This is a genomic window from Micromonospora purpureochromogenes (assembly GCF_900091515.1).
Lineage (GTDB): Bacteria > Actinomycetota > Actinomycetes > Mycobacteriales > Micromonosporaceae > Micromonospora > Micromonospora purpureochromogenes.
Window position 1 is genome coordinate 4,910,466 of record NZ_LT607410.1, and the last position, 12,993, is coordinate 4,923,458.

Annotated in this window: 13 protein-coding genes and 1 riboswitch; of the genes, 5 read left to right on the plus strand and 8 right to left on the minus strand. The window is 71.9% G+C overall.

Annotation, left to right across the window (positions count from 1 at the left end; translation table 11 throughout):
* Positions 1 to 121 precede the first annotated feature (121 nt).
* Both GA0074696_RS22610 and GA0074696_RS22615 read right to left on the minus strand, forming a co-directional pair.
* Positions 122 to 493, minus strand: coding sequence for a DoxX family protein (locus GA0074696_RS22610; protein WP_088962963.1), 372 nt, complete (start codon positions 491 to 493; stop codon positions 122 to 124).
* Positions 494 to 521: 28 nt separating this feature from the next.
* Positions 522 to 1,442 carry an NADP-dependent oxidoreductase gene (locus GA0074696_RS22615; protein ID WP_172894392.1) on the minus strand — a complete coding sequence of 307 codons (921 nt, stop codon included), beginning with the start codon at positions 1,440 to 1,442 and terminating at the stop codon, positions 522 to 524.
* A gap of 100 nt (positions 1,443 to 1,542) precedes the next feature.
* Here GA0074696_RS22615 and GA0074696_RS22620 point away from each other — a divergent pair, with 100 nt between their 5' ends.
* The 3 genes from GA0074696_RS22620 to GA0074696_RS22630 all read left to right on the plus strand — a co-directional run bounded on the left by GA0074696_RS22620 (position 1,543) and on the right by GA0074696_RS22630 (position 3,917).
* Positions 1,543 to 2,241 (plus strand): TetR/AcrR family transcriptional regulator, encoded by a 699-nt coding sequence (locus GA0074696_RS22620; protein ID WP_088962965.1) that lies wholly within the window; start codon positions 1,543 to 1,545, stop codon positions 2,239 to 2,241.
* Positions 2,238 to 3,263, plus strand: coding sequence for an LLM class flavin-dependent oxidoreductase (locus GA0074696_RS22625; RefSeq protein ID WP_088962966.1), 1,026 nt, complete (start codon positions 2,238 to 2,240; stop codon positions 3,261 to 3,263). The genes GA0074696_RS22620 and GA0074696_RS22625 overlap by 4 nt, the downstream gene beginning before the upstream one ends.
* Before the next feature lie 411 nt (positions 3,264 to 3,674).
* Complete coding sequence (locus tag GA0074696_RS22630) at positions 3,675 to 3,917, plus strand: Tn3 family transposase (RefSeq protein ID WP_269458685.1); 243 nt, start codon at positions 3,675 to 3,677, stop codon at positions 3,915 to 3,917.
* Positions 3,918 to 4,130: 213 nt separating this feature from the next.
* On the opposite strand, the gene GA0074696_RS22635 is transcribed toward GA0074696_RS22630, so the two are convergent.
* Positions 4,131 to 4,964 carry a TetR family transcriptional regulator gene (locus GA0074696_RS22635; RefSeq protein ID WP_088962968.1) on the minus strand — a complete coding sequence of 278 codons (834 nt, stop codon included), beginning with the start codon at positions 4,962 to 4,964 and terminating at the stop codon, positions 4,131 to 4,133.
* Between the two features lie 127 nt (positions 4,965 to 5,091).
* Here GA0074696_RS22635 and GA0074696_RS22640 point away from each other — a divergent pair, with 127 nt between their 5' ends.
* Positions 5,092 to 6,009, plus strand: a complete 918-nt coding sequence (locus tag GA0074696_RS22640) for an NADP-dependent oxidoreductase (RefSeq protein ID WP_088962969.1) — start codon at positions 5,092 to 5,094, stop codon at positions 6,007 to 6,009.
* 334 nt (positions 6,010 to 6,343) lie between these two features.
* Here the strand turns inward: GA0074696_RS22640 and GA0074696_RS22645 are convergent, their stop codons facing one another.
* The 5 genes from GA0074696_RS22645 to GA0074696_RS22665 all read right to left on the minus strand — a co-directional run bounded on the left by GA0074696_RS22645 (position 6,344) and on the right by GA0074696_RS22665 (position 11,315).
* Positions 6,344 to 7,099, minus strand: a complete 756-nt coding sequence (locus GA0074696_RS22645; protein WP_088962970.1) for an alpha/beta fold hydrolase — start codon at positions 7,097 to 7,099, stop codon at positions 6,344 to 6,346.
* Between the two features lie 105 nt (positions 7,100 to 7,204).
* Positions 7,205 to 8,029: a C39 family peptidase gene (locus GA0074696_RS22650; RefSeq protein ID WP_088962971.1), complete on the minus strand. Its 825-nt coding sequence runs from the start codon at positions 8,027 to 8,029 to the stop codon at positions 7,205 to 7,207.
* A gap of 236 nt (positions 8,030 to 8,265) precedes the next feature.
* Positions 8,266 to 8,406: riboswitch (cyclic di-AMP (ydaO/yuaA leader) on the minus strand.
* Positions 8,407 to 8,709: 303 nt separating this feature from the next.
* Positions 8,710 to 9,474, minus strand: coding sequence for a hypothetical protein (locus GA0074696_RS32330; protein WP_269458686.1), 765 nt, complete (start codon positions 9,472 to 9,474; stop codon positions 8,710 to 8,712).
* Positions 9,475 to 9,620: 146 nt separating this feature from the next.
* Positions 9,621 to 10,025, minus strand: a complete 405-nt coding sequence (locus GA0074696_RS22660) for a hypothetical protein (protein WP_088962973.1) — start codon at positions 10,023 to 10,025, stop codon at positions 9,621 to 9,623.
* 66 nt (positions 10,026 to 10,091) lie between these two features.
* A complete protein-coding gene (locus GA0074696_RS22665; protein ID WP_088964726.1) occupies positions 10,092 to 11,315 on the minus strand; it encodes an acyltransferase family protein in 1,224 nt (407 codons plus the stop codon).
* Between the two features lie 300 nt (positions 11,316 to 11,615).
* Here GA0074696_RS22665 and GA0074696_RS22670 point away from each other — a divergent pair, with 300 nt between their 5' ends.
* A complete protein-coding gene (locus GA0074696_RS22670; RefSeq protein ID WP_088962974.1) occupies positions 11,616 to 12,941 on the plus strand; it encodes a polysaccharide pyruvyl transferase family protein in 1,326 nt (441 codons plus the stop codon).
* Positions 12,942 to 12,993 lie beyond the last annotated feature (52 nt).

A 12,993-nucleotide genomic window follows, 5' to 3' on the forward strand; every position in this document is an offset into this window, starting at 1 on the left:
ATCGAGTCTCGACCATGGGCGGGGCAGACCGCCCCAGTCGAACTGGGCGAAGAACCGGCCGATGCCGGGGCTGCCGGTCGCCGCTGGGGGCGCGGGACCGGCAGCCCCGGCGCGTCGCCGGTCAGAAGCTCCAGGTGCCGAACCGGCCCCAGGCGACGAACGCGGAGAGCAGGAACAGGACGGCGTTGACCGCGACGCCGGACGGCTCCTTGCGACGGATGTGGGTGATGGCCGCCAGCACCATCACCACCGCCAGGCAGGTCGCGGCGATCGGGGTGAGCACCGGGGCGATGCCGGTGGCGGCGGGCAGGATCAGGCCGAGGCCACCAAGCAGCTCGGCGACACCGATCAGCCGCACCGTGCCGACGGAGAAGTCCTCCACCCACGGCAGGTTGGGCGTGAGCTTCTCCTTCGGCTGCGTCGCCTTCATCACGCCGGCCAGGACGAACGCGGCGGCCAGAACGATTTGCACGATCCACAGGAACACGTTCATGAGCGGGGGTCTCCGAGGGGTGTGGTGATCAGGCGACCGTGATGGCGATCTTGCCGCGGGTGCCGCCGGCGAACTCGCCGAACGCCGCGGGCACCTCGGTCAGGGTGAAGGTGCGCTCGACCGGCACGCTCAGGCGGCCGGCCGCGAGGTCAGCGGCGAGCCGCTCCAGGGTGGCCGGGGTCGGGTTGGCCATGATGAACGTGGCCGCCGGGTGCTGGTCGGCGCCGTAACCGACGGTGCTGGCGATTCGACCCTTCTCGGTCAGCAGCTCGGCCAGGACGGACCCGTCGCCGGCCAGGTGCACGATCACATCGACACCCTCCGGGGCGGCCGCGTGGACCTGCGCGGGCAGGTCACCGGTGTGGTCGACCACCTCGTGGGCGCCCAGACCGCGGACGAAGTCGGCCTCCTCGCCGGGCTTCGCGGTGGCGATGACCTTGGCACCGGCCGCGGCGGCGTACTGGATGGCGATCGCGCCGACGCCGCCGGTCGCGCCGCTGATCAGTACCGTCTCGCCCGCCTGTGGGCCGGCCGCGTCCAGCGCGTCGACCGCGGCGGTGCCGGCCAGGCCGACGGCGCCGGCGGCGGTCACGTCGACACCCTCGGGCAGCTTGGCGATGCCGACCGCCTCGGGAACGGTCACATACTCACCGAAACCGCCGTCACCCAGGTACGCCTTGGTGACCACGCCGAAGACCTTGTCGCCGACGGCGAAGCGGGTGACACCCTCGCCGAGCGCCTCCACGGTCCCGGCGAAGTCCTTGCCCAGCACGACCGGGAAACGGTGCTCCATCATCCCGACGACGTAGCCGTTGGCGACCGACAGGTCGAAGCCGTTGATCGACGACGCCTGCACCTTCACCAGCACCTCACCGGCGGCCGGCTGCGGGGTCGGCACCTCGGCGACCTCGGGCTTCGCACCCTGCGCGGTAGTCACAACAGCCTTCATGTTCATCTCCTCCAAGGAAGTGGAAGCTTTCCTCCACTACGCCTACCGACCGTAGCACGGAAGTGGACGATGCCTTCCACTTGCCCGTATGGTGATCCGTATGACCTCGCCACCCGCACCCCGGACCCAAGGCGGCGCTGGGCTGCGCGTCGACGCCGAGCGGAATCGGCAGCGCATCGTCACCGCCGCCCGTGAGGTCTTCGCCGAGCTGGGCCTCGAGGTGCCGATGGAGGACATCGCCAAGCGGGCCGGAGTCGGCGTCGGCACCCTCTACCGCCGCTACCCGACCCGGGCGGACCTGATCGCCGCGGCCTTCGAGACCAAGATGACCGCGTACGCCGACACCGCCCGCCAGGCATTGGCCGATCCGGACCCGTGGCAGGGGTTCTGCGGCTACGTCGAGCAGATCTGCGCCATGCAGGCCGGCGACCGCGGCTTCACCACCGTGCTGACGATGACCTTCCCCACCGCGAAGCAGTTCGAGGCCGACCGCGCCCGCGCCTTCGCCGACTTCACCACCCTGATCGACAGAGCCAAGGCTGCGGGCAAACTGCGTGCCGACTTCGTCACCGAGGACATGCCGATGTTCCTCATGGCCAACGCCGGCGTGCTCACCGCGACCGTGGACGCCGCCCCCGACACCTGGCGCCGGCTCGTCGGCTACCTCATCCAGGCCTGCGCCGCCCAGGCCGCGCAGCCGCTACCCGATCCGCCCGCACCCCGGCAGATGTACAAGGCCATGCTGCGCGCCACCCGCCACCAACGCGAGCGGCCGCGAACCAAGGAGCACCCCGCATGACACTCGAGCTCGGCGTCTACTCGTTCGGCAACACCCCGCCCATCGCAGGTGGCAACACCGCTCAGGCGATCCGCAACGTGCTCGAAGCCGTGCACGTCGCCGAACAGGCCGGTCTCGACTTCTTCGGCTTCGGCGAGCACCACACCCCCTCGATGCCACTGTCGTCCCCGACCTCGCTGGTCAACGCCGCAGCAGCCTCCACCCAGCGCATCGGGCTCGGCACCACCGTCACGGTGCTGTCCACCGACGACCCGCTACGGGTCTTCCAGCAACTGGCCACCGCCGCAGCGATCGCCCCCGGGCGCATTGAGGTCGTCGCCGGACGCGGATCCTCCGACATCACCTTCCCGCTGTTCGACCTTGATGTCCGCAACTACGACATGCTCTACCGCTCCAAGCTCGACCTGCTGATCGCCGCCAACGAGCACCACCGCGTCACCTGGAAAGGCCCCCACCGGCAGCGGCCCCTCAACGACGCGCTGATCGTGCCCCGCCCGGAACAGCCACTCAAGATCTGGCTCGGTACCGGCGGCAGCCCCGAGTCGGTACTGCGGGCCGTCGAGCTGGGCCTACCGATGTTCCTCGGGATCCTCGGCGGCACCGCAGAGCACTGGGCGCAGTACGGCACCGCCTACCGGCAAGCCTGGGCCGAAGTCGGGCATCCCGCCGAGACCGCGGACATCGCCGTCGCCGTGCACGGATTCGTCGCCACCGACGACCGGCAAGCGAAGGCCACCTACCTCGAGCACGAGCTGCGCATGTTCACCACCGGCGCCGCCGAACTCGGCCGCGCCGCGATGACGCCCACTGGCAGGGGCAACAACTACGAGCCCGGCGGCATGGTCTTCGCCGGCGGACCCGACGAGATCGCCGACCGCATCCTGCACCTGCACCAGTTGCTCGGACACAGCCGCCACATCCTGCAGATGGACGTCGGCGGCATGCCCCACGACACCTTCCTCAAGAGCATCGAGCTACTCGGCACCGAGGTCCTGCCGCAGGTCCGCAAGGAACTCCGATAGCAACGACTGCTAGGGGGCAAAGTGGCCGCCCCGGAGGCTTCACCCAAACGCTGGGAGTCAGTTCTTGCCGCTGGTCGTTTGGGTAGCCGAACGGGCGCGGTCCAGGCTTGATTAGGTGGGCACATCTGCCGCCGACCGTGCGCGCCGCCTCAGGACATCGGTCACGCTGAGTGAACATCAGCCTCGGTGTTGTTCCTTGACGGCCCTTAACTGCACCCGCCGCCACCTGCTGCTTCTCGTTTTTCCAGGTCAGAGTGGGTGCAGCGTCCTGCTTCACACCGAAGAGGTCACTGGTTCGATCCCAGTATCGCCCACGCAGGTCAAAGGTCACTTCCCAGTCTCGGGAGGTGGCCTTTCTGCTGTCGTACAGCAGCTAAGTACAGCAGCGGTGCTCAATGGGCACGTCAGTTAGTGCACCGACAGATGGCCAACTGCGCCATCTACTCCACCGCGCTGGATATCACCGACGCGGCGAACACGCTGGCCGCCGAGGGCCACCCAGTCGACCACGACGACCTGGCCACCATCACCCCATACATCACACACACCATCCGCCGGCTCGGCGACCTGGTGCTCGACCCGCCCGACGCAGTACCGACCACCCGGCTGGATCTGGAACCCCGTGGGCTGTTCCCTCGCGGCCCGGCCGCGTAGCCCGTGGGACGGGCCGGCACGCTCGCGCCGGCCCACCGGATGTCGTGCAGGGTCAGGGTGCGGTCATGCGCCGGAGGTGCTGGCGGGTTTGCTCGACGTCGCCGAGGGCGCGGTGACCGCCGCCGTTGCGCAGCCATCAGTGGGAGTGGGGGTGCCGGTAAGGATCGTGTCACCAGCCGCAAAACGAGCACGGCCAGCCCTGATCGCTGCTGCTCAGGGGGAAATTTGTTCGTCGTCGTGTTCGGCGAGGTGGCGGTAGAGGGTGGCGTGGCTGACGCCGAAGGCCGCTGCGACTTGCTCGACCGGTTGGCCGGCGGCGAGAGCGGCCCGGGCCGTGGCGAACTGGTTCGGGTCGAGCTTGCGGGGCCGGCCGGGCTGCTTGCGCTGGGCCTCAGTGAGATCTTCGAGTGCGCCGGCAGCAGGGGGCATCGCGAATGTCTGCACGTAGTCGATGGCTGCCCGCAGGGTGTCTTTCAGCGGGGCGATGTCGCGGGCGACCTGGGCGAGGAGCATGCCGCCCTGAAAGGCGGAGAGCAGGAGATAGGCCAGTCGGGTGGGATCCGCCTCAACGCTGATGTGGCCGAGCCTCTGCATCCGTTCGAGTCCATCTCGGAAGATGTCTCTCCACTGCTCGAACGCGTTCGCGAGTTCCGTGCGAACGTCAAGGTCCGTCTTGATGATCTCGCTGGCGAGCGAGCCGAGGCTGCAGCCTTCCTGGTAGGAGCGCTCGTAGGCGATGTAGAAGCCCGCCCATTCCCGAAGGGAGTCGAGGCTTTCAAAGTGGGTAAACCGCTCACTGCGATGGAACGTGAGGACGCGCTCGGCCTGCCACTCGATGACCGCGAGGACAAGGCTCTCCTTGGTCGGGAAGTAGTGGTTGAGCTGTGACCCGCTGATGCCTGCCGCGCGACGGAGCTGCTCGTTGTTCGTCGCGTGGACGCCCTTGGTGTAGATGAGCTCCGCGGCGTGCTCGAGGATGCGGGCTCGGGTCGCCTGCCCCTTGTCCGTGAGCCTCTGCCGCACCCGAGCTTCCGTTGTGGCTTCCATGACACACACGATAACCCGGATTGGGCTTGACAGCCCACATTCGCGTCGCGTTGACTGCCGCTAGTGGGCTAGCAGGCCCAAAAAGCGGCGCACAGAGCCGATGAGCACGAGATATACGGAGGCACCCATGAAGGCAATCGTCGCGATGGATCAGGCCGCAGAAGCAGCCGGGATCACACTCGCGGAGCGGCCTGAGCCGACGCCGGCGATCAACGAGGTCGTCGTTGAAGTCCACGCGTCGGGTTTCGTCCCCGCGGAGTGGGAGTGGCCTTCGACGTGGGTCGATCGCTCCGGTCACGATCGCGCCCAGGCGATCATCGGCCACGAGTTCGCCGGAGTGGTCTCCTCCCTCGGCTACGGCACGACGGGACTCTCGCTGGGGCAGCGGGTGTTCGGGATCACGGACTGGCACCGCGATGGAACGCTGGCTGAGTACGCGGCCGTGGAGGCACGCAACCTCGCGCCGCTGCCGGGGAACGTCGACTTCACGGTGGGTGCGAGTCTGCCGATCTCCGGCCTGACCGCGTGGCAGGGCCTGTTCCAGCACGGTCGTCTTCAGGCGGGGCAGAGCGTCCTCGCACACGGCGCCGCCGGCGCCGTCGGGTCAGTGGTGACGCAGCTCGCCCGGGAGTTCGGCGCCTACGTCATCGGTACCGGTCGGGCGGCGGACCGCCAGGCGGCGCTCGACTTCGGCGCGAACGAGTTCCTCGACCTCGACCACGAGGATCTCGACGACATCGGCGGGGTCGACCTGGTCTTCGATGTCATCGGCGGTGATATCCAAAGGCGCTCGGCGAGCATCATCCGGCCTGGCGGGACGCTGGTGTCGGTGGTCGGACCTGTTGAGGCTCGCCCTGTCGACGGCTTGGCGGTCGACTTCGTCGTCGAGTCCGTTCCGAGTCAGCTGGTGGAAATCGTCGACCGGGTGCGAGACGGGCGCCTTCGCACGCACATCGGAACAGTCGCGACTCTCGACGACGCCATCCCCGCGCTCAACCCGACCGAGCGGCGCAAGGGCAAGACCGTCATCCGCGTGCGCCCCTGAGCGCCCTGGAATAGGCCAACAGCGCCGTCATGCTGACGCCCTACTGACGAGATCGGCACCCGACCCGACGCCGACGACGTCAGTGGGGCCGCTCAGTGCGCACCAGAGCGACCTGGCCGCGCTTCCCGAGGCCGGCGGCGAGATCTTCGACCAGCGCGGCGCTATCCCTGGTCAGGACTCACGAACGGACTGCGGTCAGTGGCGGACGGCGTCCGGCGGTACACCAAGCGCCGTGGCGAGGTCCGGTGTGGACGGCGAGCTCGGACGTCCAGGTCGGCAGGTGGTTCCGAGCCGCACGCGACCTGCGGCGGCGACGCCCGCCGTTCGCAACCGGTCACAGGTACGGGTCGAGCAGGGCCAGCACCGCCGCCGGGTCCTCCACGTGCGCGTTGTGGCCGAGGCCGGGCAGGGTCGCCACCGGCTCGCCCAGCTCGGCGAGCTGCGCGTCGCTGACCATCGGGTCGTGCTCGCCCCGGGCCAGCAGCACCGGGACGTCGGTGGCGGCCAGCAGGGCCGGCAGCTCCGGCGCGCCCACCGCGAAGGCGGCCTGGTCCATGGCCAGCCGCCAGCGGCCGTCCTCGGCACGCAGCCCCGCGTCGACCACCGGGTGGTCCGGCGCGAAGAGCCCGCCGAGACCGGCCACCTTCAGGTAGCGGCGGGCCGCCTCGTCCCGGGTGGCGAACCAGGTCACCGGGCGCTCCGCCAGCTCGCGTGCCTTCGCCAGCTCGGCCGGCGACCAGACCGCCTTGATGCCCAGCCCGACCACCGCGTCCACCGGGAGCCCGGCGTCGCGGGCGGCCAGCGCCAGCGCGACCACCCCGCCGAGGGAGTGGCCGAGGACGACCAGCCGGTCACCCGGGCGGGCACCCTCGGCCACCGGGCCGAGCCCCGCCGCGACCTGCGTCGCGAACCCGGGGAAGGAGTAGCCGGGCAGCGGCGGCGAGAAGCCGTGGCCGGCCAGGTCCGGCGCCAGCCAGCGGCCCGGCCAGCGGTGTTCCAGCAGCGGCGCCCAGGGCAGCCACACGTCGCCGGTGGCGCCCATCCCGTGCAGCAGCAACAGCAGCCGGCGGGTACCCGAGTCGTCGGTCATGGGCCGCAGTGTGCCACCGCCCGGTTCCGCCGCGCGAGACCCGTGCCAACGGCGACGGGCACCGGCCCCCAGGGGAGCCGGCGCCCGTGCGTGCGACGGTGTGGATCAGGCGGAGTAGCCGCGGGTGGCGATCCAGTTCGCCAGGTCGATGGTGCTGAGCCAGTACGACGGCAGGTTCGGGTCCGCCGAGTCGGCGATCCGGACGGTGCGGCCGTCGTTCTTGTAGCCGACCACCGCGATGTAGTGGCCGCCCGGGAAGGAGTGCCAGCCGCCGTCGGTGTCGGTGGCGGTCCCCGCCACGTTCGCCACGACGCCCCGGCCGTCGGTGATCGCCGCGACCACGTCGGCCTGGAGCCGGTCGATCTGCGCGGAGCTGGGGGTGCCCTGGAACATCCGGGTCCGGTACGGGTCGCCCTTGACGATCTGGTTCAGGACCCGGGTGGTGTCCAGCGCCGAGTTGGTGCCCATCTCGGTGGTGCCGAGCGGGCCGGCCAGCTCGTCCTGGGTCCGCTCGACGCCAGAGGCGCTGAGCGCGTTGCGCACCGCGGCCGGACCGCAGTTGTAGTAGGTGGTCTGCGCCTGGTAGTCGTAGCGGAGGACCTTGGTCGACGGCGGCTTGGGGGCCGCCTTGCGGGTCAGGTCCGGGTCCGCCTTGGCCTTGGTGGCGCTCGCCGACGCCGAGGGGCTGGCCGAGGGCGACGGGCTGGCGGACGGCGCGGCGACGCGGGCCTGGCTGCGGGTCGCGACGTCGTCCAGCCGGGGCGCCACCTCGGCGACGGCGGCCGAGGCCTGCTGGCGGGCGGGCGCCTCGTCGGCGAGCAGCGTGCTGGCGCCGGAGACGAGCACGAGCGCGGCGGCCGAGCCGGCGACCAGCTGGTACGGCCGCTCGGTGGCCAGGCGTCGCAGCTGCCGCTTCAGGGTGTGCTTCACGTGTTTTCCTCCACGGTACGAGGGCGGGAGCGGCGTGCCGGACCGGCGCGTGACGGAACGTCACGCGCGGTGTCAGAACCGGTGTGCGAGGCCGCTCGGCGGGGGTGCGCCCGGTCGGTGACCGGGCGTCGGGATGGGGCCGGTATCAGCGCGCGAGGGCGCGGCGGACCGGCACGAACACCCCGGTACCGAGGTGGAGAGCAAGCCGAGGAATGCGAGGGGACAGCAAAAGCTGGAACTCCTTCCGACACCGCCTACCGGGTTAGCTGACGGATTCGGGCGGGAAGAGCGCCCTACCACGGGCCGTGGCCCGCGGATTCACCCCGGACGTGCATGGGTCCCCGGTTCGTGAAATCACGATTTAGCGGGTCGGCGCGGCGTCGCCTCTTGCGATCGGAAACCGCACCGGACCCGGGCGACACTACTGGTCGGTCACCTGTCGGCCAAGCGCCGCCAGCTGCGTAAACATGATCAGGGCGACAAATTTGCCGTACAGTTCGGCACTGACGTCACTCAATGGGACAGGCGGTTGTTCCGGGACCGTCGGGCCACAACCGGACAGCGCGGCGGCAAACCCCGCCGATCGTCGCGATCGATGTCACCGGCTGTGACCGGATGACCGGTTTCCTGGTTGTCGTGACGCGACTCACGGAAATACGGGTAACAATTCGGTCGCGTCCTCAGCCCACCCGGGCCGGCCGCCACCGTGCCGCGAGCGCCGTCCGCGCCGTCGCCGTCGCCGTCCGCTGGGCCGGGAGCCGCGCCGGACGCAGCCGCTCCGCCGCCGCGTACGTCTCGACGGCGAGCGCGCGGGCCGCCTCGGCGGCCAGTTCGGCGTCCCGCCACGCCGACCGCTCCCGCCCGGCCGCCGCCCGGTACGCGTCCCGCCGGCCGTCGCGTACCCCCCGGGCCAGCAGCACCTCCTGCTCGACGGGGTGCCGCCGGGGGTCCCAACCGTCCCGGTGCGCGAAGACGTCCCGCAGCCGCTCCACCGGCAGCTCGCCGCGCCAGTGGGCCGCCACCGTCGCCTGGTGCAGCCACCGCTCCCGGCCCGCGTACTCGGCCGGCGTACGCGGGGTACGCGGGGCGGGCAGCGCGGCGGCGCCGCCGAACCGGCGGGCGGCGGTCTCCGCCTCGTCGTACGCCGTCCAGGCCCGGTCCACCTCCTCCTGGGCGGCCAGCCAGGCATCCCGCCGTCGGCGCGCGGTCTGGGCGGCGCCCGCCGCGGCGACGGCGACCTCCTCGGCGTACCGGCGCAGGTCCGCCAGTTCGGTCGCGGGGTCGGCGGCCGGGGACGGGTCGACGACCGGCTCGTCGGGGGCCGGATCCCGCTCGGGGCGGGCGACCAGCACGGTGAGCACGGTCAGGGCGAGCACGAGCAGGGCCGACCAGATGGCGGCGGCGGTCGGGACCTCGACGAGGAACTGGTAGAGGACGGTGTTCACGGTGGGCACCTCCCGGAAGCGGGATGCGGAAAGAGGAGTCCCACACCGGCCCGGGCGACGGGCGAGGCCGGGGGCGGCGCCGCGTGCCGGGGGCGGGTGCGGTGGTGAGTTTCTAAGGCGCGGTCGCGGGTGGCCCCGCGTGGCGGTCAGTCGACCGGCGGGGCGCGGGGACCGGCCGCGCCGGCGGCGAGCCCGGTCAGGGGCAGCGGCGACGCGGTGACCGGATGGGCCGGCCGGCCGGCCGGGTCGATCGAGGTGACCGAAGCGGGCGGGGCGGGCGGGGCGACGAACGCGCGGCCCGCGCTCTGGGCGTCCCCCGCGGCGATCGTCACGGCGGGGACGGCGGCCGCCCGGACGGCGGACCCGTCGGGCACCGCCAGGTCGGCGAGGACCGGGGCGGCGGCCGGGCTCGGGGCGGCGGAGAGCGCGCCGGCATCCGGCACGGCCGGACCGCCGAGGGAGAGCGCGACCGCCAGGGCGAGGCCGGTCAGCAGCCGGGAACTCCAGCGCGCCACCCACCACAGAGGACTGGTGAGCGCGACCGGGAGCACGGCAACACGCTACCGCCGATGCCGGGTGATCGCAGCGTCGCCGGGCGTGTCGGGGCGGCGCTCACGTCAGTGGGGGTCGCGCGGGCCCGCGTACTCGATGGGTCGGCCGGCCGGCGCGCCGTCGGCGGCCGCCCGCGGCGCCGGGGTGGGGCGCGACGTCGGCGTGGTCTCCGCGTCCGGCGTGGACGGATCGGGCGTCGGGGCGGGGCGGGGCCGGCGACGGGGGGCCAGGCGGCGCATCATCGGCGTCTCGACCCAGCGGTGCAGCAGGGCGGCCAGCACCAGGTTCACGGCCAGGAAGCCGAGCACCGCCAGCGGTCCCCACCAGCCGGGCAGCCCGACGCCGAGGTGACCGGTGGCCCGCAGCACGGTGACCATCACCAGCACGTGCACCAGGTAGAAGGCGAACGAGACCTCACCGAGCCAGACCAGCCGGCGGTGCCGCCAGGGCGAGGGCAGACCGCGCACGTCGGCGTCCGCCGCGGCCGTGATGACCAGGATGTACGCCACCGAGAGCAGCGCCGCCCAGAGCTCGGCGCGGATCCACTGCGCCGCCACCGCCCAGGTGACCACGAAGATGAGGCTGGCCAGCGGCAGGCCGGGGCCCCGCCAGCGGCCGCGCCGCATCAGCTCGGCGGCCGCCACGCCCAGCCAGAACTCCAGCGAGCGGACCACCGGGAAGATCTGGGTGAACCACCAGGTGCTCCCCTCCGGCACCAGCGCCTGCCCGGGCCAGAGGGCCACGATCAGCAGCGGCACCGCCGCCACCACCGCCCAGAGCAGGCCGGCGCGGGCCCGGCGCAGCGCCGGCAGCACCAGCGGCAGGCAGAGGTAGAAGAACAGCTCGCAGGAGAGCGACCAGCTCACCGTGTTGATGGCGTAGAAGTAGCCGGGCGTCGGGTCCCAGGCCTGCACGAGCAGGAGGCTCTCCAGCGCGGCGCGGGGCACGATGGTGTCGGCGAACCACCACATCACCAGCAGGGCCGCCACCCAGGTCAGCAGGTGGTTCGGGTAGATCTTGGCGAGCCGTCGCCGCCAGAAGTCGCGCCGCCGGTCCCCGTCGCGGGCGGACCAGACCAGCACGAACCCGCTGAGGATGAAGAAGAACTGCACCCCGGACAGGCCCAGGGTGAACACCCCGCCGACGACCGCCTGGTAGTCCGGTTCGCCGACGATCCGCATGGTGCCCGCGTGGTAGCCGAAGACCAGCATCGCGGCCACCCAGCGCAGCCCGGTCAGCGAGGGCAGCCGGCTCGCCGTGGCCGTCGGTGCGCCCACCGCGCCCGTCATGCCGGGCACCCCGCCGTCGCCACGCTCACCCGCACGTACCTCTCCTCCCCCGGCCGCTCGCCGCCGCGACCGCGGCCCGGCGCCGGACGGCGGCACCGGTCGTGCCACCGTCCGGGCACCCTACCGGCTGGTGGGGCCGGGACGAGCGGGCCGGGGGCGCGGACCACCGGGAGATGTACGCGGGCTGCAGATTGCCCTAATATTCCCCGGACCCGCAGCCGATGTCGTGCCGGCGGCGGGCCGGCCGGCGTCCTCCCTCCGGGCCGCCCCGGCACGCGTGGACCACGAAATGGAGCGGCGATGCCCCAGCGGATCCTGATGCGGGCGAAGAAGGGCCCGTTCGACGTCCGCTCCGCCGAGGAGGCCTTCGAGGGCGACTGGATCGGGCTCAACAACGGCAACCTCGTCTTCAGCCACGCCGCCCACAAGCTGCTCGGCACGACGACCGCCGAGATCACGCCGACCGAGTTCAAGGTCGACCCGCGCGACGCCGACGAGATCAACGAGCGGTACGACGTCTACGTCGTCCCGCTGGCCAACGCCTTCCGGCGCAGCTACGCGCACCGCATCGAGCTGATGACCCGGCTGGTCGAGCGGCTGAAGATCCCGGTGGTCGTGCTCGGCGTCGGGGTGCAGACCGACGTCAGCGGCGACCGGGAGTACCTGCGCCCGATCGACGCCGTGGTCAGCCGGTTCGTCCGGGCCGTGCTCGAGCGCTCGCCCAGCATCGGCGTACGCGGCGAGATCACCGAGAGCTACCTGCGCACTTTGGGCTTCTCGGCGGTGGACGTGATCGGCTGTCCGTCAATGTTCCTGCACGGCGACCGGCTGACGGTGGAGAAGACCAGGCCGACGCTGGAGCCGGACGCCCGGGTGGCGCTGACCGTCTCCCCGTACGTCAAGTCGATGGCGAAGATCATCGCCGCGCACCACCGGCGCTACCCGAACCTGCGCTACCTGCCGCAGGACCTCACCACCCTCGGCACGCTGCTCTACGGCGACGCCCCGGAGGACCGGGGCAAGACCAGCCCGATCCCGGTGCACACCTCCCACCCGCTGTTCGTCGAGGACAAGGTGCGGATGTTCGTGGACCCGTGGACCTGGATGGACTACCTCTCCGGGTTCGACTTCGCCTTCGGCACCCGCATCCACGGCACCATCACCGCGCTGGTCGCCGGGACCCCCGGCTACCTCTTCGCGCACGACTCGCGCACCCTGGAGCTGGCCCGGTACTTCGACATCCCGCACCGGACGATGAAGGAGGTGCCCGCCGACGTCGACGCCGCGCAGCTCTACGCCGAGGCGGACTACACCGCCCTGCACGCCGGCCACCGGGCCCGCTACGAGCGGATGGCGGCGTTCCTGGCCGCGCACCGGCTCGGCAACGCGTTCGACGACGGGGACGCCACCACCCGCTTCGACGAGCGGGTCCGTGCCACCAGCTTCCCGCCGGCCGTCCGCCCGGCCACCGCGACCTCCCCGGAGGCCCTGCTGGAGCGGATCCAGTGGCTGCGGGACCGCAACACGGCGCTGGACGGCCAGGTGCGGACGCTGGAGGAGCAGCGGCTGCGGGCCCGGGTCAGGCGGGCGGTCGGCGCGCCGGTACGGCGGATCCTGAGTCGTTAACCCGCCGCTCGGCGGCTGTTCAGTAACTCCATCTCCACCGGATACGCCAGGT